This is a genomic window from Streptomyces sp. LUP47B, from assembly GCF_001746295.1.
In the GTDB taxonomy this organism is placed as follows: domain Bacteria; phylum Actinomycetota; class Actinomycetes; order Streptomycetales; family Streptomycetaceae; genus Streptomyces.
The window spans coordinates 282,480-304,531 of the sequence record NZ_MJAH01000013.1; the positions used below are offsets into that span (position 1 = coordinate 282,480).

Consider the following 22,052-nt stretch of genomic DNA (forward strand, 5'->3'; position numbering starts at 1 on the left):
CCACCGGTTCGGCGCAACGACACCCGACGGTCCGTCAGTTTCCCGATGGACAGATTTATATGACTATGTCCAGGATCGGGAGCATGCGTGGACTACTTGCTTCCTCGGTCGGCGTCACCGGCGCGGCCGCCCTCGCCCTGTCCCTCACCTCGCCCGCGGTCGCGGCGAGAACGGTGTCCCCGGCGGCCGTGAGACCGGCGTCGGGTGCGGAAGCCCCCGGCAGCACCCAGTCGCTGCCCCTCGCGCCCCTCGCCCCCCGGGATGTCACCCCCGCTCCGGCCGACGAACAGGGCCTGCCCCGCCGGGATGTTCGGCACTTCTCCCTCGCGGGCGTGATCTGGGACGACCCGGACACCGAGCTGCACGGCCGCGTCCAGATCCGCACCCGCGCGGCCGGCACCCACACCTGGTCCGGCTGGCAGGACCTCGAGACCCACAACGACGACACGGCCGACCCCGGCACGGCCGAGCGCACCTCCGGCCGCGTCCACGGCGCCACGGCACCGCTGTGGGTGGGTGACTCGGACGGCGTGGAGGTGAGGGTCCGAGCCGAAGCCGACCGCAGGGCCGGGGACATGGCCCCCGGCTCCCGTACGGTGACCGCGACCGCTCCGCTCCCGAAGGGGCTGCGTCTGGAACTCGTGGACCCGGGGGAGAGCGCACCGGCGTCCACCCGGCAGGAAGCCGCGACGGCGGGCGCCCCTCATCGCGCCGTCGCACTCCGTTCCGCCCCCACCCCCGAGCCGGGGGAAGACCCCGCCTCGATGGACACGTCCCTCCCCACCGCCGAACCGCCCGAAGACCCCGCCTCGATGGACGCGTCCGCCGCCAACGCCGGCCTGGCCGATGCCGGCGACCTCGAGATCCCGGCGCTGGACCGGCAGCAGACCGAACAGGAGCTGTTCGCCCTGCGCGCGGGGGAGTTGACGGAGCGGCAGCGGACGAAGCCGTACATCGGACCGCGCCCGCGCATCGTCACCCGGCGCGGCTGGGGCGCCGACGAAGGGCTGCGCGAGCGGAAGTTCGTCTACACGAAGAAGGTCAAGGCGGCCTTCGTGCACCACACGGCGTCCGGCAACGGGTACCGCTGTACGCAGGTGCCCTCGCTCATTCGCGGTATCTACCGCTACCACGTCAAGAGCATGGGCTGGCGCGACATCGGCTACAACTTCCTCGTCGACAAGTGCGGAAACATCTACGAGGGCCGGGCGGGCGGTGTCGCGAAGGCGGTCCTCGGCGCCCACACCCTCGGGTTCAACAGCAACAGCGTGGGGATCGCCGTCGTCGGCAGCTACGGCTCCAAGAAGCCGCCCGCCGCCGTGACGAACGCCGTTGCACGGCTCGCCGCGTGGAAGCTCGGCCTGTACGGCGGCAACCCGAAGGGGAAGACGTATCTGAAGTCGGGCGGTGGCAACCGCTATCCGAAGGGTAAGAAGGTACGACTGAACGTGATCTCCGGTCACCGGGACGGCTTCGCCACGGAGTGCCCCGGACGGCAGCTCTACCGCAAGCTCGGATCCACCCGCACGACAGCTGCCCGTCTCCAGGGTCGTTGACGGTCGCTGAGGACCGAGAAGAGTCCGTAAGAGTCCGAGGGAGAGTTCGTACCACCCGTTTCACCGCCGTCGGGGGGCAGGCGCGAATGCCGCACGGTCGCCGAAGGTGCCGCACAACGGTCTGCATACACTGACCGGTCGAAAGACAGTTCGGGTCGGTCCCGGCAGGAAGCGGAGACAACAGGTGACAGAAGCGATCCTCCTGGTCGGCGGCAAGGGCACGAGACTGCGACCCCTCACGGTCCACACCCCGAAGCCCATGGTCCGCGCGGCCGGTGTCCCCTTCCTCACGCACCAGCTGGCCAGAGCGAGAGCGGCGGGCGTCGACCACATCGTCCTCGCGACGAGCTACCTCGCGGAGGTCTTCGAACCGCACTTCGGCGACGGTTCCGCCCTGGGGCTCCACCTTGAGTACGTCACCGAGGTGGAGCCCCTCGGCACGGGCGGCGCGATCCGCAACGTGGCCGCCCGTCTGCACTCCGCCCCCGACGAGCCGGTCCTGGTCTTCAACGGCGACATCCTGACGGGCCTGGACATCAGGGCGCTGGTGCGCACGCACGAGACGACGGGCGCGGACGTCTCCCTGCATCTCACGAAGGTGACGGACCCGCGGGCCTACGGACTGGTCCCCACGGACGACACGGGCAGGGTCCTGGCGTTCCTGGAGAAGCCCCAGACCCCGGAGGAGATCGTCACCGACCAGATCAACGCGGGCGCGTACGTCTTCCGCCGCTCGGTCATCGACACGATCCCGGGGGGCCGCCCGGTCTCGGTGGAGCGCGAGACCTTCCCCGAACTCCTGTCGGCCGGGGCCCACCTCCAGGGCATGGTCGACTCGACGTACTGGCTGGACCTCGGCACCCCCGCCGCCTTCGTCCGCGGCTCGGCCGACCTGGTCCTGGGCCGGGCCCCGTCCCCCGCGGTCCCCGGCCGCTGCGGCGACCGCCTGATACTCCCCACGGCCAGGGTCGCCCCGGACGCGAAACTGACCGACGGCACGGTGGTCGGCGAGGGCGCGTACATCGCGGAGGGTGCCAGGGTCTCCGGCTCGACGATCCTTCCGGGCGCGGTGGTCGAACCCGGAGCCGTCATCACCGACTCCCTGATCGGCACCAGGGCCCGCGTGGGCGAACGCTCGATCCTCACCGGCACGGTCATCGGCGACGGCGCGATCATCGGCGCCGACAACGAACTGCGGGACGGCGCGCGAGTCTGGTGCGACGCGAAGATCCCCGCGGGAGCGGTCCGTTTCTCGTCGGACCAGTGAGGAGAGGTTCCGGCGGCGGGTGTGGGGGCGTCACCTGTTCTGGTTCTTTGTCGACGCCGGTCCGCTTCTGTCAGCCCGTCCGGCGTTTGAGGACGAGGCCCGTTCAGGGCCGACGGGGTCCGGGGCGGAGCCCCGGCGGGGGTGCAGGGGGCGGAGCCCCCTGAGCGGGGTCGCAGGGCGGCAGCCCCTGGTGGGGGCCCCTCTGGGGGTGGGACGGGTAGGGGCGGCGGGGGCGAAACACGCGACGGCAACCCCCACCCACCGCACCGTCACAACCGCCCGATGTCCCCCCGAGTCATCCGCGGCGCCCGCCGCTCCGGAACCCGCCCACTCAACAAGATCAACCGAGCCGCCCGATGCCGCTGCCCCGCATACGGCTCCAGCAGCGACAACATCGCCGCATCGTCCGCATCCCGATCTCCGGCCAGCGCGAACCCCACGATCCCCGGCAGATGCAGATCCCCCACGGTCACCGCATCCGCCGCGCCATGGCTGCGCTGCACCACCTCCGAGGACGTCCACGGCCCCACCCCCGGCACCACTTCCAACCGAGCCTGCGCGGCCTCCGGAGACATCCCCACCGCCTCCTCCAGGCGCGCGGCCACCCGCACGGCCCGCAGGATCGTCGAGGCCCGCTTGTTGTCCACCCCGGCCCGATGCCACTCCCACGACGGAATCAACGCCCACGTCCGGGGCGACGGCATCACCCACAACCACCCGCCCGCCGCGGGCCCCGGCGCCGGCTCCCCGAACTTCCGCACCAGCAACCGCCACGCCCGATACGCCTCAACGGTCGTGACCTTCTGCTCCAGCACGGAAGGAATCAACGACTCCAGCACCAGCCCGGTCCGCGTCAGCCGCAGCCCCGGCCGCCGGTGCCAGGAATGAGCCACCACCCGATGCCGGGGCACGAAGACAGAAGGATCGTCCGCGGCCCCGAGCAACTCCGGCAACTGCGAGAGCAGCCACTCGCCCCCGGGTCCCCAGGCCTCGCCGCGCACCTCACCGCCGTACACGCAGACCCGCAGGGTCCCGGGACCGACGGGCGTACGACTGGCCCGCCACACGGACCCGTCCGGAAGAGCCCGGAACGTGGGGTCCCCGGGCCCCCGCCTGAGAGCACCGAGCACCAGCCCGAGATCGACGGGCCACCCCGGCGTCCACTTCCGCACGAGCGGGGTCTCCACCCGCGGCGCCTCCCGCCGCGGGGCGGGCACGGCGACCTCTCCACCGCGCACGGTCGTACGCGTGGGCCGGGGAGCGAAACGTCCTGCCACGAATGAAGTCCTGAGGTACGAGAGGAACCGGGACCCGGGTTGCCAGAGGAACCGGAAGAGGCCCTATGAGACTAGGCGCAAGCCGGGGCCCACCACCGCACCTCGACGAAACCGGCGCACATCACCGCACCTCGATGAAACTCCCCGCATCCCGATCCGGCCGGGGCCGAGGCGCCTGCGCCGGATGCCCCACCGCGACGGCGCCCATCGGATCCCAGTCCGCCGGCAGCCCGAGCACCTCCCGCACCACATCGCGGCAGAACATGGTGGACGACACCCACGCCGACCCCAGCCGCTCCCCGGCCAGCGCGACCAGGAAGTTCTCCACCCCGGCCCCCGCGGCGACGACGAACATCTCCCGCTCGGCCGCGTCCCGGCGCGGATCGCCGTACGTGTGCGACCCGTCCATCACCAGACAGGGCACGGCGAGATACGGCGCGTTCCGCAGCACGTCCCCGCGCCGCACCCGCTTGGCGATGGACTCCTCGGACTTCCCGTCCCGGCGCAGATCGGCGATCCAGGCGTCCCGCATGGCGTCCAGCAGCCCGGTCCGCGAGGCCTCGGACTCCAGCAGCACGAACCGCCACGGCGTCGTGTGATGCGGCGCCGGCGCGGTGACGGCCGCGGCGACGGCCCGTCGTACGGCGCCGGGGTCGACGGGCTCGTCCGTGAAGGCCCGTACGGTACGGCGCTGGGTGACCGCCTCCCGGACGGCCTCCGAGGTCCCCAGCCGGAACATGTCGTCGCGCGCGTGACGCACCATGGCCCGCGCCCCTTCCCCGTGCTCCTCGGCCACGACGTGCGCCAGCCCGCGCACGACGGCGACGGGGAGACCGGCGGCCTTGCCCTTGACGAGATCACCTGCGGCGGCCAGTTCGTCGGCCGTCGCCACCACGGTCGCGCTGAGCGGATTGCCGTACGCGTCCGTGCCGCCCCGTAGATCGTCCAGCACTCGCACCCCGGCGGCCCCGATCGCGACATCGGTGAGCCCGGCGCGCCAGGGCCGCCCGAAGGTGTCGGTGACGACGATCCCGACGTCGACCCCGAGGGCGTCCCGCAACCCGTCCCGGATCGCCCGCGCCGACGCGTCCGGGTCCTCGGGCAAGAGCAGCACCGTCCCCGAAGGAGTGTTGGAGGCGTCGACCCCGGCGGCGGCCATCACGAGCCCCTGCCGGTTCTCGACGATCCTGAGCGCCCCGCGCCGCGCCACGACCCGTACGGTCTCGGCGTCGATCGCGGCCTCCCGGTCGCTCGCCTCGACGATCCGCCCCTCCGCCTTGGACACGATCTTCGAGGTGACGAGCAGCACGTCCCCGTCGACGAGCCCCGGCTCGGCGGCGGCGATCAGCTTGGCGAGGTCGTCCCCCCGCGCCACCTCGGGCATCCCGGAGACGGCCCACACCCGGAAACCGCCGCTACCCGCACCGCTCGCCGCCCCGGGACCGGACCCGATCACCGCGGTCCCGGCATCGCCGCCCGCCGCCCCGTCGCCCTTCGCCGGCCCGCCGCCGGCGGCATGCGCGCCGCCCCGGCTCCCGGCCACCGCTCCCGGTGCTTCGCCCGGGCCCCTTGCCTCATCCGACATCTCGCCGCTCAAGCTCCGCGCACCTCCTCCGCCAGCTCCAGCGCCTCCTGGGCCATCCGCGCGGTCGCGTCCAGGTCGGTCATCATCAGGGGTACGGCCCGGCAGCGGATGCCGGCCGACTCGACGCGCTCGACCGCTCCGGCGTCCACGGTGTCGACGAGCCAGCCGTCCAGCAGCCCCGAGCCGTAGTGCTCGGCGACCGCCGCGGCCGTGGACTCGACGCCGACCGCCGCCAGCACCTTGTCGGCCATGCCGCGCACGGGCGCGTCCCCGACGATGGGGGACAGGCCCACCACCGGTACCCCGGCCTCGGCGATCGCCTCGCGGATGCCGGGCACGGCGAGGATCGTGCCGACGGACACCACCGGGTTGGACGGCGGGAACAGCACGACGTCCGCCTCCGCGATCGCCTCGAGCACCCCCGGCGCCGGCTTGGCCTGCTCCGCGCCCACCGGCACGACCGCGTGGGCCGGAACGGACGCCCGCAGCCGCACCCAGTACTCCTGGAAGTGAACGGCCTTGCGCTCGCCGTCGACCTCCACGGCCACATGCGTCTCGACCCGGTCGTCGGTCATCGGGATCAGCCGCACCCCCGGCTTCCACCGGTCGCACAGTGCCTCGGTCACCGCGCTCAGCGGATATCCCGCACCGATCATCTGCGTCCGCACGATGTGCGTGGCGAAGTCCCGGTCCCCGAGCCCGAACCACTCCGGTCCGACGCCGTACGCCGCGAGCTCCTCCTTGAGGTGGAAGGTCTCGTCGGCCCGCCCCCAGCCCTGCTCCTCGTTGATACCGCCGCCGAGCGTGTACATCACCGTGTCGAGGTCCGGGCAGACCTTCAGCCCGAAGAGATGGATGTCGTCCCCGGTGTTACCGATGACCGTGATGTCCGCGTCCGGCGCGGCCTGCTTCAGACCGCGCAGGAACCGGGCACCACCGATGCCGCCTGCCAGAACCACAATGCGCATGGGAGCAAGTCTTGCAGGCGGGTACGACAACGCGTCACGCGGTTACGGCGTCCACCTCGCCGTGGGTCTCGCGGGCGGTGCAGGCGATGGGGGTCCCCCCGGTCGAACGGAGTTGAGACTGGGGGAGCATCGGCATCTCCGTCAGCCCCGGGTAGTAGACGTGCAGACTCACCGCCGGCTCCAGCGCGTCGTTGACGACTTCGTGCACGTACCCCGGCGCGAACACCCGCTGTGTCCCCGCCCCCAGCGCGCGCGTGCCCCGCTCGGTGCGCTCGGTCAGCGCGCCCTCCAGGACGGTGAGGATCCCGGAGGAGCGGCCGTGGTCGTGCAGCCCGCTGCCCTGACCGGGGACCCAGGACAGCAGCCACACCTCGTAGCCGGGCCCGGTTCGCAGCCGGTGGTACCAGCGGCTCGTCGCGTCGTACTGGACGAGGTGCGCCCACTGCGAGCTGTCGGCGGCGATGGAGCGTGCCAGGCCGACGAAGTCGGCGACGGTGGCCGGGTGCTCGCGAGGGGCCTGGAGGAGGTGCGGGACCTCGAGGAGGTCGCCGGCGATCTGGAGGTCGTTGTCGCTGTTCATGGGGTGCGATGGGTCCTCGGCGAAGAGTGGCGAAGAGGGTGGGGGGCTGGCTGGGTGTCGCGTACCGTCCGCCCGGATCACGGGGGGACAGGAATGCCCGGGTGCGGGCGGGGAACAAGCAGCCGAGTCACGATGGACTCAGAGGCAGCCGGAGCGCGTTGGGCTCAACAGCTGGAACAGCAACAACAGCTACAGCGAGCGCGGGCAGCACCGTGGGACCCCGCTGTGCGGGTCGAGGTGAGTGCCAAGTTCGCGAGCATGCCCACAAGGACACCGGGTCACACGTTCACTGTCAACTCGACACCCCGGAAGTGGGACATGTTTCACCTCATCCGGTCCATCTCCCTGATGAAAGGTTTGTTCACGCGTCTACCGGGACACATGGCGCACAACCGGGCGCACGGGCCGCGACTTCGCACGACTTCCACGGGCGCACACGGAACGAGTTCGAACTGATGGGCGTCCTTCCCCGTACAGGTCCGAAAGGGCCGGCACGGCTCGGCAGCCCTCTCGGGTCTCGTCTGCTTGTCAAGGTTTATGCCGATTTGAACACTTTCTGCTAGGCCTTGGTTCCGCAGAGTGAATAAGGGGCCCAATAGCAGATCTCGGCTTGACTCGCCCGGAGCAGCACACTTGTAATTTCACTCGTGTCGTTCAGCCGAAATCGGTAACGGCCGTCACACGGGGACGCGAAGACAGACGAGGGGCGCACATGACCGAGCTGGTGCAGCAACTGCTGGTCGACGACGCGGACGAGGAACTCGGCTGGCAGGAGCGCGCGCTGTGCGCCCAGACCGACCCCGAGTCCTTCTTTCCCGAGAAGGGCGGCTCCACCCGCGAGGCCAAGAAGGTCTGCCTCTCCTGCGAGGTCCGCTCCGAGTGCCTCGAATACGCCCTCGCCAACGACGAGCGCTTCGGCATCTGGGGCGGCCTGTCGGAACGCGAACGCCGCAGGCTGAAGAAGGCCGCCGTCTGACGCGAGGTACACATCGCCGCACTTTTCGTACGCAACTGAACGGCCCGTCGCGCTTGGGTTATCCACAGGCGGCGGGCCGCCGTCCTGCCCAGCCGATAGTGTGGGCGCTCGTCCGAGACGCCTCGCCGCCCCCTCAGGGCACAGGCGTCCACCGCAGTCCACCGAACCGGGGCCCGTACCTCGATGTCCGTGCACAGCCACACGGCAGCCCAAGATCACGCTGCCACTCCTGAGTTCCCGCGTCATGTGGTGACCGCAGTGCTCGTCTCCCACGACGGCGCCCGCTGGCTGCCCGACGCGCTCGCCGGGCTGCTCGGCCAGGAGCGCCCCGTGCAGTTCGCCATGGCCGCCGACACCGGCAGCGCTGACCACTCCGCGCAGCTGGTCACCGACGCGCTGGGGGCCGACCGGGTCCTGCATCTCGCCCGGCGCACCGGCTTCGGCCAGGCCGTCGAGGAGGCCGCCCGCACCGCTCCCGTCCTGACCCCGGACGAGCTGCCGTATCTGAAGCGGCCCAGCGGCTGGGACCCGGTCACGCGCACGTGGCGCGACGACGCCTACGACCTGCCGGAACTGCCGCACGGCGAGCCGGTCCAGTGGCTCTGGCTGCTGCACGACGACTGCGCCCCCGAGCCCGACGCCCTGGCCCAGCTGCTGCGCGTCGTGGAGAACGAACTGGAGCTCGGCCGGGACGACGTCGCCGTCGTGGGCCCCAAGCTCCGCGGCTGGTACGACAAGCGGCAGCTCCTGGAGGTCGGCGTCTCCATCGCCAACTCCGGTCGCCGCTGGACGGGCCTGGACCGCCGCGAACAGGACCAGGGCCAGCACGACCACGTCCGGTCCGTGCTGTCCGTATCCACCGCGGGCATGCTGATCCGCCGCGACCTCTACGAGCAGCTCGGTGGGTTCGACCGGCGGCTGCCCCTCATGCGTGACGACGTCGACCTGTGCTGGCGCGCCCAGGCCGCCGGCCACCGCGTCCTCGTCGCCCCCGAAGCCGTCGTACGCCATGCCGAGGCGGCCTCCCGGGAGCGCCGTACCGTCGACTGCGCGGGCCGCACCACCGCCTCTCCGCACAAGGTCGACAAGGCCGGTGCCGCCTACACCCTGCTCGTCAACACGCGCACGGCCGCGCTGCCCTGGGTGCTCGTGCGCCTGGTCCTGGGCACCATGCTGCGGACCGTCGCCTACCTCGTCGGCAAGGTCCCCGGGCAGGCTCTCGACGAGATCCGCGGCCTGCTCGGCACCCTGTTGCGGCCCGAGCGGATCATCACCGGGCGGAGCAAGCGAGGCACGCCGGTCGTCGACAAGGACGAGCTCAGGCAGCTGTTCCCGCCGCCCGGCGCGACCGTCCGGGCCACCGTGGAACAGATCGCGGGCAACTTCTTCGGCGGCTCCGACGCCGAGGCCTCCGCGGCCGGACGCCACGGCGGTGGCATCGAGTCCGGGCCCGGCGGCGACGACGCGGACTTCCTGGAGATCGAGCAGTTCGCCCGCCTCAAGCGCGTCGCTCGCAAGCCGGGGCCGGTGCTCTTCCTGGCGCTGCTGCTCGTCGCCCTGGTCGCCTGCCGCAATCTCCTGGGTGGCGGCGCGCTCGCGGGCGGCGCCCTGCTGCCCGCCCCGGCCGACGCGAGCGAGCTGTGGTCGCGTTACGCGGACGCGTGGCACGCGGTGGGCGCCGGCGGCACCCCGTCCGCGCCGCCGTATCTGGCGTTCATCGCCGCGCTGTCCTCCGTATTGTTCGGCTCCACCGGTCTCGCCCTGACGGTCCTGCTGGTCTGCTCGGTGCCGCTGGCCGGCTGCACGGCCTACTTCGCCTCCCGCCCGCTCGTCGAGTCCCGCCTCCTGCGCGCATGGGCGGCCGTCGTCTACGCCTTCCTGCCCGCCGCCACCGGCGCCCTCGCCGGCGGCCGCGTCGGCACCGCCGTTCTCGCCGTCCTGCTGCCGCTCATCGCGCGCGCGGGCGTCGTCGCCGGCGGCCTGACGAGCACCACGGGCACGCGTGGCAGTTGGCGCGCCACCTGGGCGTTCGCGCTCCTGCTCACGATCACCACCGCGTTCACGCCGATCATCTGGCCGATCGCGCTGATCCTCGGCATCGCCCTGCTCGTCGTGCGCCGCACCGACATCACCGCCTACGGCCTGCGCTTCCTGGCCCAGTTCGGCACCCCTCTGCTGGTCCTCGCCCCCTGGTCGCTGACCCTGCTCCCGTTCGGCTTCTTCGAGCAGGCGGGCCTCGAGTACGGCTCCTCGGCCGCCTCCGCCCTCGACCTGCTCGGCGCGAGCCCCGGCGGCCCCGGCACGGTCGACGGGCTGATGCTGATCGGCGTGGTGCTGGCAGCCCTGGCCGCCCTGCTGCGCACCGAGCGGCAGTTCGGCATCTGGACGGCCTGGGCGGTGGCTCTGGTGGGCCTCGTCTTCGCGGTCCTGTCCAACGACTCGACCTGGGCGGGCCCCGCCACCCTCGTCTACGGCCTCGCCCTGCTGGCCGCCGCCGTGCTCGGCGCCGACGGGGCACGCGCACGCGTGGCCGAGCAGAGCTTCGGCTGGCGCCAGCCGGTCGCCGCCCTGATCGCCTTCGCCTCCGCTGCGGGCCCGCTGCTCGTCGCCGCGGGCTGGATGATCGGCGGCGCCGACGGACCGCTGGAGCGCCGCGACCCCGTCCAGGTGCCCGCGTTCGTCGCCGAGGAGAGCGGCACCCGCGACCAGGCCCGCACCCTCGTCCTCGACAGCGACTCCGCGGCGCACGTCGGCTACATGCTGGTGCGCGGCTCCGGCGCCCGCCTCGGCGACGCCGAACTCGCCGCGGCCGACGGTGAGAACGACAAGCTGGACAAGGTCGTCGCCAACCTCGTCGCCGGCTCCGGCGCCGACCAGGCGAACCAGCTCGGCGGCTTCGCCGTGCGCTACGTCCTCGTCCACAAGGGCGCGCCCCGCGAGGTCACGCGCGTGCTGGACGCCACGCCCGGCCTGACCCGGCTCAGCCAGCAGGACGGCAGCGGACTGTGGCGGGTCGACCAGGAGGTCGCGCGCGCCACCATCGTCGCCAAGTCCGGTTCCGGTACCGCGCAGCCGGTGGCCGCGGGCCCCGTGGACATCCACACCACGGTCCCGTCCGGTGCCGCCGGCAGGATCCTGCGCCTCGCCGACACCGCCGACGAGGGCTGGACCGCCACCCTGGACGGCAGGCCGCTGACCCGCACCACCCTCGACGGCTGGGCCCAGGGCTTCGAACTGCCCGCCTCCGGCGGCAAGCTGGACGTCACCTTCGACGATCCCTTCACCCACACCCTGTGGCTGTGGATCCAGGGCTTCCTCGCCGTCGTCCTCGTGGTCATGGCCCTGCCCGGCCGCCGCCGCGACGTCGACGACGACCTCCCCGAGGAGCCGTCGATCCCCGCCCAGGCCGTGGCGGGCGAGGGCCGCCGCGCCCGCCGGCTGCGCGCCCAGGCCGAGGAGGCCGCCCGCCCAGACGACCTCCCCCCTCCTCCGCAGGAGGCCCCCGCCGCGGTCCCGCACCAGCAGTCCTACGGCGACTGGGACGCCCCGGCCTACACGAACGCCGAGTACGGCACCTACGGCGGCGAGCAGTACCAGGGCACCGCCCAGCAGTACCCGGCAGGCGGCTACGACCAGCAGCCGTACCAGGCGGACCCCTACCAGGGCGGCCAGTACGACCCGTACGCCTACGGCGGCCAGAACCAGCAGCCGTCGTACGACCAGACGTACGGCGGCCAGTACGAGCAGCAGTACGACCAGGGCTACGACCCCGCGTACGACCCGGCGCAGCAGCACCCGGACGCCACCGGCAGTGAGCGCCCCGACGGGAGTCAGCAGTGAACCGCACCACCGTGTCCCTCATCGCCGGCACCGCCGCGCTCGCCGCCGTCACCGGGTTCGCGACCCTCAGCTCACCGCAGGCCGCCAGCACCGCCGGGACGGCCGCCGAGCTGCCCGTGGAGCGCACCAGCCTGCTGTGCCCGGCGCCCAGCACCTCCGACATCGCGGAGACGTCGTACACGTCCTTCACGCCCGTCACCAAGGACGCGGCCGGCGGCGGGAAGGCCGAACTCCAGGCGGCCGCCGCGAAGTCGGACGGCAAGAGCGCGGGCAAGAAAGCCGGCAAGCCGGTCCTCGAACCCGAGGAGCCCGGCAAGCCCGCCACCGGGGACACCTCCGGCGGCGCCGCGCCGGCCCTCGTCGGCACCGCCGAGGGGAAGTTCGCGCCCGGCTGGACCGTCCAGGAGACCACGAAGGTCGCCGCGGGCTCCGGACGCGGGCTGCAGGGCGTCAACTGCTCCGCCCCCGACACCGAGTTCTGGTTCCCGGGCGCGAGTACGGCCGCCGACCGCACGGACTACGTGCATCTGACCAACCCCGACGACTCCGCCGCCGTCGTCGACATCGAGCTCTACGGCAAGGACGGCGCCCTGGACTCCAAGCTGGGGGAGGGCATCACCGTCGCACCGCACGCCAGCGACCCGATCCTGCTGTCCACGCTCACCGACGAGAAGCAGGAGAACCTCACCGTCCATGTGAACGTCCGCAGCGGGCGCGTGGGCGCGGCCGTGCAGGCGCTGGACGACAAGCTCGGCGGCGACTGGCTGGCCGCGTCGACGGACCCGTCAGGCAGTCTGGTGCTGCCCGGAATCCCGAAGGACGCCACCGCCGTGCGCCTTGTCGCCTTCACGCCCGGCGACTCCGACGCCGACCTGAAGGTGCGGCTCGCGTCCCCGACCGGCCTGATCACCCCCGCCGGGAACGAGACGCTGCACGTGAAGGGCGGCATGACCGCCTCCGCCGACCTCGGCGACGTCACACGCGGGGAGGCGGGTTCGCTGGTCCTGACCCCCACCGACACATCCGTGCCGGTGGTCGCCGCCCTGCGGGTCGTCCGCGGCAAGGGCGACGACCAGGAGACGGCCTTCATCCCGGCCACGCGTCCGGTCGGCCCGCGCGCGACGGTCGCCGACAACAGTGCCAAGGGCACCACGCTCTCGCTGACCGCCCCCACCCGCGCGGCCACCGTCAAGGTCACGGCCTCGGCGGGCAGCAAGGGCGGTGAGGCCGTCTCGAAGACGTTCACCCTCAAGGCGGGCACCACCGAGAACGTGGCAGCCCCCACCCCGACCGGCCTCAAGGGCACGTACGCCCTCACGGTCGAGCACGTCTCAGGAGGCCCGGTCTACGGCGCCCGCACCTTGGCGGCCACCGCCGACGGAGTGCCGGGCTTCACCATCCAGGCCCTCCCGGACGACCGGGGCATGGTGGCGGTGCCGGAGGCGGACCAGGATCTGTCGGTGCTGCAGAAGTGACCCGGGGTGATCCGCGGGCGTTTCAGTCCTCGCCGTACCGCGGATCCACCGTCTCCGGAGTGAGCCCCAGCAGCTCGGCCACCTGCTCCACGACGATCTCGTGCACCAGCGCCGCCCGCTCGTCGCGCCCCTTGGTGCGGATCTCCACCGGCCGCCGGTAGACGACCACGCGCGCGGGGCGCCCCTCACGTGCCGGAATCGTCCCGCCGAGCGGCACCGCCTCGTCGTTCCAGGACTGTCCGTCCAGCCGAGGCACCTCCAGGACCAGGAAATCGATGTCGGCGAGCTGCGGCCAGCGCCGCTCCAGGCGCTCCACGGAGTCCTGCACCAGGTCCGCGAACGCCTCGGCTCGACTCGCGGCGAGGGGCACCTGCGGCGGGGCGATCGGGCCGCGCATGCCCCTGCCGTGGCGATCACGGCGGCGGGGCCCGGGGCCGGTGGCGCGGGGCGGTACAGGGTTGTCCATCACTGGTGAAGGGTAATCCTCGCCGCACCCCGGCGCCCGCCGCCCACGCGATACCCCGGACACGGTCGGAAACGACGTACGGCCTCCGCGTACGGCATGTCGGCAGTCGACCATTCCAGCCAAGGTTGGGCTCGAATCCGTATCTCGCCGAGGCCGTCGATCTCAACGCAATTGGCATGGTTTGCACCAACTGGTGATCGGTTCCAGGTGTGTTCGCGCCCCTCTGACAGCCGGTGTCCGCGCAGGTCATCGCGGTGTGACGGGAGTGTCCTGTGGGGCGTTTCACAGCACGACACGGTGGGGTGACCTGGGGGAGAGTCGTCGCGGCCCGTTCAAGAGTGCGGTACCGTCCAACGTCGTGAGCCCTGTACGTCGCTGTTCGCGCACCGCTTGCGGCCGTCCCGCCGTCGCGACGCTGACGTACGTCTACGCCGACTCGACCGCGGTCCTCGGCCCGCTCGCCACCTACGCCGAACCCCACTGCTACGACCTGTGCGCCGAGCACTCCGAGCGCCTCACCGCCCCACGCGGCTGGGAGGTCGTCAGGCTCCTCGACGCCTCGGCCCCGGCCCGGCCCAGCGGGGACGACCTGGAAGCGCTTGCCAACGCCGTGCGCGAAGCAGCCCGTCCGCAGGAGCGCTCCGCCCAAGCCGGCGGTGGAGCTCGCGCGGCCGACCCGATGGAGGTCGCGCGCCGCGGCCATCTGCGGGTCCTGCGCTCGCCCGACAACTGACCCGTCCTCTGTGCGCGTTCGACGCGGAGTTCCCTCGGTGACGCTCGCCCGTTGACGTGGACTTGGCGCGGACACGACCCTTCCGTCAGTCAATTGAGAAATCGCTTTCCGCATGACGGAATCGGGGAGGCCCCGTGTACGTCCAGGAACTCGAACCCGTCGCCGACTCGCTCGGGCTGTCCGCCCTCGTCGCGGCCCTGCCCCTGATGATCGTCTGCGTCCTGCTCGGCGGCGTCCGCATGAAGGCGCACCTGGCAGGCCTCACAGGCCTCCTGGCGGCCGCTCTCGCCGCCCGGCTCCCTACGCATGCCGCTGGGCCAGACCGCCTCCAGCGACGCACAGGGAGCCGCGTTCGGTCTCTTCCCCATCCTGTGGATCGTCGTCAACGCCCTGTGGGTGTACCGGATGACCGTCCGCACCCGGCACTTCCACATCCTGCGCCGATCCTTCGGGAGGCATGGGCGGGATGGTGGTGCGTAACGGCCCCGCCGGGTCCGAGGTGGATCATCCGCCGGTCACCGGCCGGGTGGCCGGGGAGGCGTGCCGCGCACCAGCCGGTCCGACTGCGGCGGCCGCATGCCGCGGGCCCGGTTCCCTTGTCGGAACCGGGCCCGCCGCCGCCGGCCCCCGCATCCAGGCCCTCGTCGTCGCCTTCTGCTTCGGCGCGCTCCTGGAGGCCCTCGCCGGGTTCGGCGCACCGGTCGCGATCCGCTCGGTCATGCTCGTCGCCCTCGGCTTCGACCCGGTGCGCGCCGCGGTTGTCGCGCTGGTCGTCAACACCGCCCCGGTGGCCTTCGGCGCGATGGGCACACCGGTCGTGACACTCGCGCAGGTCACCGGGCTGCCGTTGGACGACGTGGCCTCCGTGGTGGGCCGTCAGACGCCTTTGCCGGCCCTCGTGGTGCCCCTGGTGCTGGTCGTCCTGGTCGACGGCGGAAGGGGCCTGCGTGAGACCTGGGTGCCCGCACTGGTCTGCGGAGTCGCCTTCGCCGTCGTCCAGTTCGCGGTCTCCACCTACGCCTCCGCACAACTCGCCGACATCGGGGCCGCCTTGGCCGGCGCGGGCGCCCTGGTCGCTGTACCACACGCGCGCGTACCGGCCGACGTGTCCGTACGCGCGTCCGTGCTGACCGGCGCACGCAGTGAGGACCTCGCCGAGACGGACCCGCGCGGTGAAGTCCTGCCCGCTACGCCCCGGCGAAGGTGACCCGCATGTACGACTGGCTCTTCCTGTCGTGAATTCCGACGGGGATCCGGTCGGCGGCAACGTCACGATTGACGTTCTTCACCTGGCCGATCGTCTCCACCGGCGGCACCCTCGTGCTGCTCGCGGGAATCCTGACGGCGGCCCTCGTGCTCCGCGTGCACGCACGCGTGGCGGTCTGTGAATGGGCAGCGACCGTCCATGAGTTGAGGTTCGCGATCCTGACCGTGACGTCCGTGCCGGCGCTCGCGTATGTCATGAACCTCTCCGGGCAAGCCGCCACCCATCGGCCACTTCGTGGCGGCCGCGGGTGCCCGACTTGCGTTCCTGTCGCCGGTCCTGGGCTGGTTCGGAGTGGCCGTCTCCGGTTCCGACACCTCGGCCAACGCACTGTTCGGGGCGTTGCAGGTGACCGCCGCGCGGGAGTCCGGGCTCTCCCCGGAACTGCTGGCCGCAGCCAACAGCTCGGGCGGGGTGCTCGGCAAGATGATCTCGCCGCAGAACCTCACCATCGCCTGCGCGGCCTTCGGTCTCGCGGGCCGCGAGGGGGACCTGCTGCGCAAGGTGCTGCCCTGGAGCCTCGGACTGCTGCTGTTGATGGGCATGATCGTGGTCGGACAGAGCTCGCCGGTGCTGGGCTGGATGCTGCCCTGACGCCTTCAGCGCCGTCTGACCTCAGGTAACGGCTCGGCTCCCGCACCACCCGCTGTCAGTGGCTACGGGTAGTTTGTGGTGACCGACAGGACTTTCAGAAGGGTTGGCCGTGGCTGATCTGTCACAGCTCGTGAAGGCGTACGACGTGCGCGGAGTCGTTCCCGACCAGTGGGACGAGACGCTGGCCGAGCTTTTCGGTGCCGCCTTCGTCCAGGTGACGGGGGCAAGCGCGATCGTGACCGGTCACGACATGCGGCCCACGTCCCCGGGTCTGTCGCGGGCCTTCGCGCGTGGAGCGGCCGCCCGCGGCGTGGACGTCACCGAGATCGGCCTGTGCTCGACCGACCAGCTGTACTACGCCTCCGGCGCGCTGAACCTGCCGGGCGCGATGTTCACGGCCTCCCACAACCCCGCCCAGTACAACGGCATCAAGATGTCCCGGGCCGGCGCGGCCCCGGTCGGCCAGGACACCGGCCTCGCCGAGATCCGCGAACTGGTCGAGCGCTGGAGCGAGGCGGGCGCCCCGCAAGCGGCCGCGACAACCGGCACGATCACGCAGCGGGACACGCTGGACGACTACGCGGCCCACCTGCGCTCCCTCGTCGACCTGACCTCCATCCGCCCCCTGAAGGTCGTCGTGGACGCGGGCAACGGCATGGGTGGCCACACCGTCCCGACGGTGTTCGCGGGCCTGCCCCTGGACGTCGTCCCGATGTACTTCGAACTGGACGGCACGTTCCCGAACCACGAGGCCAACCCCCTCGACCCGGCGAACATCGTCGACCTACAGAAGCGGGTCCGTGAAGAGGGGGCCGACCTCGGCATCGCCTTCGACGGCGACGCGGACCGCTGCTTCGTCGTCGACGAGCGCGGAAACCCGGTCTCCCCGTCCGCCATCACCGCCCTGGTGGCCTCCCGCGAGCTCGCCCGGCACGGCGGCAAGGGCACGGTCATCCACAACCTGATCACGTCCTGGTCGGTCCCGGAGGTCGTCAAGGAGAACGGCGGCACACCGGTCCGCACGCGCGTGGGCCACTCCTTCATCAAGGCCGAGATGGCCAGAACCGGCGCGATATTCGGCGGCGAACACTCGGCGCACTACTACTTCAAGGACTTCTGGAACGCCGACACGGGCATGCTGGCGGCCCTCCACGTCCTTGCCGCGCTGGGCGGCCAGGAAGGTCCGCTCTCGTCCCTGGTGGCGCAGTACGACCGTTACGTCGGCTCCGGCGAGATCAACTCCACGGTCGCCGACCAGACGGACCGCCTGGCCGCGATCAAGGCGGCCTACGAGGGCCAGGAGGGCGTACAGCTCGACGAACTCGACGGACTCACGGTCACCACCCCCGACTGGTGGTTCAACGTCCGCCCGTCCAACACGGAGCCCCTCCTGCGCCTCAACGCGGAGGCGAGGGACGAGGCGACGACGGCGAAGATACGCGACGAGGTCCTGGCGATCATCAGAGCCTGACGGGAAGTCGGCTGCTGGGGGCGCAGGGGGCTGTGGCTTCAGGGAGGGGACGGGCAGGGGCGAGGGGGCGAAAGCCACGACGCCGACCCCCGCCCGCCGACCTTGCCCCAACCCCGGCGCCCTCCCTCTCCCCGGCGGTACCCTGACCAGGCACATCCGCACATGCAGCCGTATCGCCCCCGAAGGGAACCCCCATGCCGCTCGAAGCCGGCCTCCTGGAGATCCTCGCCTGCCCGGCCTGTCACGCCCCCCTCAAGGAGCAGGACACCGAGCTGATCTGCACCGGCCAGGACTGCGGCCTGGCATACCCGGTCCGTGACGGCATCCCCGTCCTCCTCGTCGACGAGGCCCGCCGCCCCGCGTGAGCGCCCCGCTGCCGCCGTAGGCGGGACAGCGCCCCAGCTGCCGTAAGAGCGACAACGACACAGCGACCACCGGTGTCCCGGCCCCGCGCGACCGACGACCCGGCGAAGCGACAACCCGGCGTCCCCGGAGACCCGGCGATCGGAGGCTGCCGCCCCATGCTCGACGAATCGCTGCTAGACACCCCCGAGGCCCTCTCGGAGGCCGACCGCCGAGGCCTGCTCCGCGGCGCCGCAGAGGCCGGCGCCCGCGTCCGCACAGCGGCACGGCACGCAGCCGAGGCAGGGGTGAATGACCTCAAGCCCGACGGCCGCCCCCGTGCCGTCCTCATCGCGGGGCCCGGCGCCGCCGCCACCTGCGCCGCCGACCTCCTCGGCACACTCGCCGGCGCCGGCAGCCCCGTCACCCGCCTCGCCCCCACCGGAGTCGCCCCCGCCGCGGGTGCCCTGCGCTGGGAACTCCCCGGCTGGGCGGGCTCGGTCGACCTGCTTCTGATCGCCACTCCCGACGGCACCGAACCGGGCCTGTCCCTGCTCGCCGACCAGGCCTACCGTCGCGGCTGCACCGTCGTCGCGGTGGCGCCCGGCCGTACCCCGCTCAGCGAGGCGGTCGAGGGCGCCCACGGCCTGTTCGTGCCCATGGCCACGGCCCCGTACGAGCAGGCCACACCCCTCACAGCATCCGCCCCCGGCGTCCTGTGGGCCCTGCTCACACCGCTCCTCGCGATCCTCGACCGCACCGGCCTGCTCACCGCCCCGCCCGACACGCTCGGGAAGATCGCCGACCGCCTCGACCACATCGCCGAGCGCTGCGGCCCCGCCATCGCGACCTACAGCAACCCGGCCAAAACCCTCGCCTCCGAACTTTTCGACGCGCTCCCGGTGATCTGGACCGAGGGCACCTCCGCAGGGCCCGCGGGCCGTCGTTTCGCCGCCGCCCTCGCCGAGCTCTCCGGCCGCCCCGCCGTGGTCTTCGAACTGCCCGAGGCACTCGACGCGCACAGCACGCTGCTCGCTGGGCCGCTGGCCGCCGGCGCCGATCCGGACGACTTCTTCCGCGACCGCGTCGAGGAAGCTCCCGCGCTGCACGCTCGCGTGGTGCTCCTTCGCGACCGTCCGATCGGCGGTCTCAGCGCCGCTCCGGCCGCCCGTGAACTGGCCCTCGGCCACGACACGCCGATCAGCGAGCTGGAACCGGAGCCCGGCGGCGAGATCGAGACCCTCGCGGAACTGATCGCCGTCACCGATTTCGCCGCCGTTTACCTGGCGCTCGCCTCGGGGGCCTGACGTTGCCCAGGACGCCCTGATCGCCGTATGTACAGAAAGAGCCTGATGGACCGCCTCGACAACACCGTCCGCCCCTACGCGTGGGGTTCCACCACCGCCATCCCCGAACTCCTCGGCGTCCGGCCGACCGGTGAACCGCAGGCGGAGATGTGGATGGGCGCCCACCCGGGAGCTCCTTCACGCACCGGCCGGGGCACCCTCGTCGAGGTCATCGCCGCGGACCCGGCGCAGGAGCTCGGCGCCGAGGCCGTCGCCAAGTTCGGCCCCCGGCTGCCCTTCCTGCTCAAGATCCTCGCCGCGGGCGCCCCGCTCTCCCTTCAGGTGCACCCCGACCTCGCCCAGGCGAAAGAGGGTTACGACGACGAGGAGCGCCGTGGCATCCCCGTGGACGCGGGCCACCGCAACTACAAGGACGCCAATCACAAGCCCGAACTGATCTGCGCGCTCACCGAGTTCGACGGCCTGTGCGGCTTCCGTGAACCCGCGCGCGCGGCCGAACTGCTCGACGCGCTCCGTGTGGACTCCCTCAAGCCGTACGTCGACCTCCTGCACGCCCACCCAGAGGAGGCGGCCCTGCGGGAGGTCCTGACGGCCGTCCTGACCGCCGACCGCGCGGAGATGGCCCACACGGTCACCGAGGCCGCGGCCGCCTGCGCCCGCCTCGGCGGCGACCACGCCCCGTACGCCGACATCGCCCACCACTACCCGGGCGACCCGGGCGTCATCGCCGCGATGCTCCTCAACCACGTCCGACTCCAGCCCGGCGAGGCACTGTTCCTCGGCGCAGGCATCCCGCACGCCTATCTGAGCGGCCTCGGCGTCGAGATCATGGCCAACTCCGACAACGTCCTGCGCTGCGGCCTGACCCCCAAGCACGTCGACGTCCCCGAACTCCTGCGCATCGTCCGCTTCGAGGCCGCCGACCCGGGCGTTCTCCGCCCCGAGGCGTCTCCCGACGGCGAGGAGGTCTACGAGACCCCCATCGACGAGTTCCGACTCTCCCGCTACGTCCTTCCCGAAGGCGGCGCCACCCACGACCTGACCCGCCCGACCCCACAGATCCTGCTCTGCACGGCAGGTTCCGTGCGAGCCGGGGAACACGAACTGAGCCCCGGCCAGTCGGTGTTCGTACCGGCGGGCGAGAAGGCCGAGGTGTCCGGTACGGGCACGGTCTTCCGGGCAACGGTGATCGTGTGACCGTGACGTGTGATCGTATGACCGGGCCTGTGGACGGCTGAGACGGCCGTGCCGGACGGGGCTGCAAGAATGGCTCCCACGGCAAAGGACGGGCAAAGGCCTGGACGGGCGTAGAGGCACTTGAGGCGAAGGGACAACGCGAGCAGATGAGCGCGTCAGGCGGAACCAGGGCGATCGTGGCGGCACTCGGCGCCAACCTCGCGATCGCGGCATCGAAGTTCGTGGCGTTCGCGTTCAGCGGCTCCTCGTCGATGCTCGCCGAGGGCGTGCACTCCCTCGCCGACTCCGGAAACCAGTTCCTGCTGCTGGTCGGCGGCAAGAAGGCCCAGCGCGAGGCCACCCCGCAACACCCCTTCGGGTACGGCCGCGAGCGTTACATCTACGCCTTCCTGGTCTCGATCGTCCTCTTCTCGGTCGGCGGCATGTTCGCCGTCTACGAGGGCTACGAGAAGATCAAGCACCCGCACGAGATCGAGCACTGGTACTGGCCGGTGGGCGTCCTCATCTTCGCGATCATCGCCGAGGGCTTCTCCTTCCGGACGGCCATCAAGGAGTCCAACCCGCTGCGCGGCGACCTCTCCTGGAAGGAGTTCGTGCGCCGCGCCAAGGCACCCGAGCTCCCGGTCGTCCTCCTGGAGGACTTCGGCGCGCTCGTCGGCCTGGTCCTCGCCCTCGGCGGCGTCGGCCTGGCCCTGCTCACCGGCGACGGCGTCTGGGACGGCATCGGCACCCTCTGCATCGGCATCCTGCTCATCCTGATCGCCCTCGTCCTGGCGGCGGAGACCAAGTCCCTGCTGCTCGGTGAGGCCGCCGGCCTCGAGGCGGTCCAGAAGATCGAGGCCGCGATCGTCGACGGCCGCACCGTCACCGGCATCATCCACATGCGCACGCTCCACCTCGGCCCCGAGGAACTGCTCATCGCCGCCAAGATCGCCGTCCAGCACGACGACACGGCCGCCGAGGTCGCCTCCGCGATCAACGCCGCCGAGTCCCGCATCCGCGAGGCCGTCCCGATCGCCCGCGTCATCTACCTGGAGCCCGACATCTACAGCGAGACCGAGGCCGCCAAGGGTGCCGACCGGGAGGCGACCCCCGGGGGACCGGCACAGCAGCCGGCGCCCGGCCACTGAGACTCTGCCGAACGTCTTTTGTCC

At 72.0% G+C, this 22,052-nt stretch carries 16 protein-coding genes and 2 pseudogenes; 13 read left to right on the forward strand and 5 right to left on the reverse strand.

Features of this window, described 5'->3' with window-relative positions:
- Window positions 1-83: 83 nt before the first annotated feature.
- Together BFN33_RS34305 and BFN33_RS34310 are read left to right on the forward strand one after the other, a co-directional pair.
- The gene (locus BFN33_RS34305; RefSeq protein WP_079141142.1) at window positions 84-1,556 is read left to right on the forward strand and encodes an N-acetylmuramoyl-L-alanine amidase; all 1,473 of its coding nucleotides are present in this window, start codon (window positions 84-86) and stop codon (window positions 1,554-1,556) included.
- 184 nt (window positions 1,557-1,740) lie between these two features.
- Window positions 1,741-2,823 (forward strand): NDP-sugar synthase, encoded by a 1,083-nt coding sequence (locus BFN33_RS34310; protein WP_069764074.1) that lies wholly within the window; start codon window positions 1,741-1,743, stop codon window positions 2,821-2,823.
- A gap of 269 nt (window positions 2,824-3,092) precedes the next feature.
- On the opposite strand, the gene BFN33_RS34315 is transcribed toward BFN33_RS34310, so the two are convergent.
- From BFN33_RS34315 to BFN33_RS34330, 4 genes are all read right to left on the reverse strand, one after another.
- Window positions 3,093-4,100, reverse strand: coding sequence for a DNA-3-methyladenine glycosylase (locus BFN33_RS34315; protein WP_069764075.1), 1,008 nt, complete (start codon window positions 4,098-4,100; stop codon window positions 3,093-3,095).
- Window positions 4,101-4,221: 121 nt separating this feature from the next.
- Entirely contained in the window at window positions 4,222-5,685 is a 1,464-nt protein-coding gene (locus BFN33_RS34320) for a coenzyme F420-0:L-glutamate ligase (protein WP_305144237.1), read from the reverse strand.
- 8 nt (window positions 5,686-5,693) lie between these two features.
- Entirely contained in the window at window positions 5,694-6,653 is a 960-nt protein-coding gene (gene cofD / locus BFN33_RS34325; protein ID WP_069764076.1) for a 2-phospho-L-lactate transferase, read from the reverse strand.
- A gap of 34 nt (window positions 6,654-6,687) precedes the next feature.
- Window positions 6,688-7,233 carry a cysteine dioxygenase family protein gene (locus tag BFN33_RS34330; protein ID WP_069764077.1) on the reverse strand — a complete coding sequence of 182 codons (546 nt, stop codon included), beginning with the start codon at window positions 7,231-7,233 and terminating at the stop codon, window positions 6,688-6,690.
- Between the two features lie 712 nt (window positions 7,234-7,945).
- On the opposite strand from BFN33_RS34330, the gene BFN33_RS34335 reads away from it, so the two are divergent.
- From BFN33_RS34335 to BFN33_RS34345, 3 genes are all read left to right on the forward strand, one after another.
- On the forward strand, window positions 7,946-8,209 hold the full coding sequence (locus tag BFN33_RS34335; RefSeq protein WP_003990679.1) for a WhiB family transcriptional regulator: 264 nt from the start codon (window positions 7,946-7,948) through the stop codon (window positions 8,207-8,209).
- A 183-nt stretch (window positions 8,210-8,392) separates the two neighbouring features.
- A complete protein-coding gene (locus BFN33_RS34340) occupies window positions 8,393-12,049 on the forward strand; it encodes a glycosyltransferase (RefSeq protein WP_079141144.1) in 3,657 nt (1,218 codons plus the stop codon).
- Window positions 12,046-13,524, forward strand: coding sequence for a DUF5719 family protein (locus BFN33_RS34345; protein WP_069764079.1), 1,479 nt, complete (start codon window positions 12,046-12,048; stop codon window positions 13,522-13,524). The genes BFN33_RS34340 and BFN33_RS34345 overlap by 4 nt, the downstream gene beginning before the upstream one ends.
- A gap of 22 nt (window positions 13,525-13,546) precedes the next feature.
- Here BFN33_RS34345 and BFN33_RS34350 read toward each other — a convergent pair whose 3' ends face one another.
- Window positions 13,547-13,990 (reverse strand): metallopeptidase family protein, encoded by a 444-nt coding sequence (locus tag BFN33_RS34350; RefSeq protein ID WP_088245448.1) that lies wholly within the window; start codon window positions 13,988-13,990, stop codon window positions 13,547-13,549.
- Between the two features lie 358 nt (window positions 13,991-14,348).
- On the opposite strand from BFN33_RS34350, the gene BFN33_RS34355 reads away from it, so the two are divergent.
- The 8 genes and pseudogenes from BFN33_RS34355 to BFN33_RS34385 all read left to right on the forward strand — a co-directional run bounded on the left by BFN33_RS34355 (window position 14,349) and on the right by BFN33_RS34385 (window position 22,028).
- Complete coding sequence (locus BFN33_RS34355; RefSeq protein ID WP_069764081.1) at window positions 14,349-14,723, forward strand: DUF3499 domain-containing protein; 375 nt, start codon at window positions 14,349-14,351, stop codon at window positions 14,721-14,723.
- 134 nt (window positions 14,724-14,857) lie between these two features.
- Window positions 14,858-15,191 (forward strand): annotated as a pseudogene (locus BFN33_RS52160) (L-lactate permease); the annotation flags it as partial.
- 157 nt (window positions 15,192-15,348) lie between these two features.
- Window positions 15,349-16,581, forward strand: a pseudogene (locus tag BFN33_RS34365) (L-lactate permease); the annotation flags it as partial.
- Window positions 16,582-16,684: 103 nt separating this feature from the next.
- On the forward strand, window positions 16,685-18,052 hold the full coding sequence (locus tag BFN33_RS34370) for a phosphomannomutase/phosphoglucomutase (protein WP_176742526.1): 1,368 nt from the start codon (window positions 16,685-16,687) through the stop codon (window positions 18,050-18,052).
- A gap of 194 nt (window positions 18,053-18,246) precedes the next feature.
- Entirely contained in the window at window positions 18,247-18,417 is a 171-nt protein-coding gene (locus BFN33_RS50415; RefSeq protein ID WP_007382472.1) for a Trm112 family protein, read from the forward strand.
- 156 nt (window positions 18,418-18,573) lie between these two features.
- Window positions 18,574-19,701, forward strand: coding sequence for an SIS domain-containing protein (locus BFN33_RS34375; protein ID WP_069764083.1), 1,128 nt, complete (start codon window positions 18,574-18,576; stop codon window positions 19,699-19,701).
- A gap of 45 nt (window positions 19,702-19,746) precedes the next feature.
- Entirely contained in the window at window positions 19,747-20,898 is a 1,152-nt protein-coding gene (gene manA, locus BFN33_RS34380; RefSeq protein WP_069764112.1) for a mannose-6-phosphate isomerase, class I, read from the forward strand.
- Window positions 20,899-21,044: 146 nt separating this feature from the next.
- Entirely contained in the window at window positions 21,045-22,028 is a 984-nt protein-coding gene (locus BFN33_RS34385) for a cation diffusion facilitator family transporter (RefSeq protein WP_069764084.1), read from the forward strand.
- Window positions 22,029-22,052 lie beyond the last annotated feature (24 nt).

Excerpts from the sequence above, each read along its gene's own strand:
- BFN33_RS34305 (WP_079141142.1), top strand. The coding sequence starts at position 84 with ATGCGTGGACTACTTGCTTCCTCGGTCGGCGTCACCGGCGCGGCCGCC.
- BFN33_RS34320 (WP_305144237.1), bottom strand. The coding sequence starts at position 5,685 with ATGTCGGATGAGGCAAGGGGCCCGGGCGAAGCACCGGGAGCGGTGGCC.
- cofD (WP_069764076.1), bottom strand. The coding sequence starts at position 6,653 with ATGCGCATTGTGGTTCTGGCAGGCGGCATCGGTGGTGCCCGGTTCCTG.
- BFN33_RS34330 (WP_069764077.1), bottom strand. The coding sequence starts at position 7,233 with ATGAACAGCGACAACGACCTCCAGATCGCCGGCGACCTCCTCGAGGTC.
- BFN33_RS34335 (WP_003990679.1), top strand. The coding sequence starts at position 7,946 with ATGACCGAGCTGGTGCAGCAACTGCTGGTCGACGACGCGGACGAGGAA.
- BFN33_RS34340 (WP_079141144.1), top strand. The coding sequence starts at position 8,393 with ATGTCCGTGCACAGCCACACGGCAGCCCAAGATCACGCTGCCACTCCT.
- BFN33_RS34350 (WP_088245448.1), bottom strand. The coding sequence starts at position 13,990 with ATGGACAACCCTGTACCGCCCCGCGCCACCGGCCCCGGGCCCCGCCGC.
- BFN33_RS50415 (WP_007382472.1), top strand. The coding sequence starts at position 18,247 with ATGCCGCTCGAAGCCGGCCTCCTGGAGATCCTCGCCTGCCCGGCCTGT.
- BFN33_RS34375 (WP_069764083.1), top strand. The coding sequence starts at position 18,574 with ATGCTCGACGAATCGCTGCTAGACACCCCCGAGGCCCTCTCGGAGGCC.
- manA (WP_069764112.1), top strand. The coding sequence starts at position 19,747 with ATGGACCGCCTCGACAACACCGTCCGCCCCTACGCGTGGGGTTCCACC.
- BFN33_RS34385 (WP_069764084.1), top strand. The coding sequence starts at position 21,045 with ATGAGCGCGTCAGGCGGAACCAGGGCGATCGTGGCGGCACTCGGCGCC.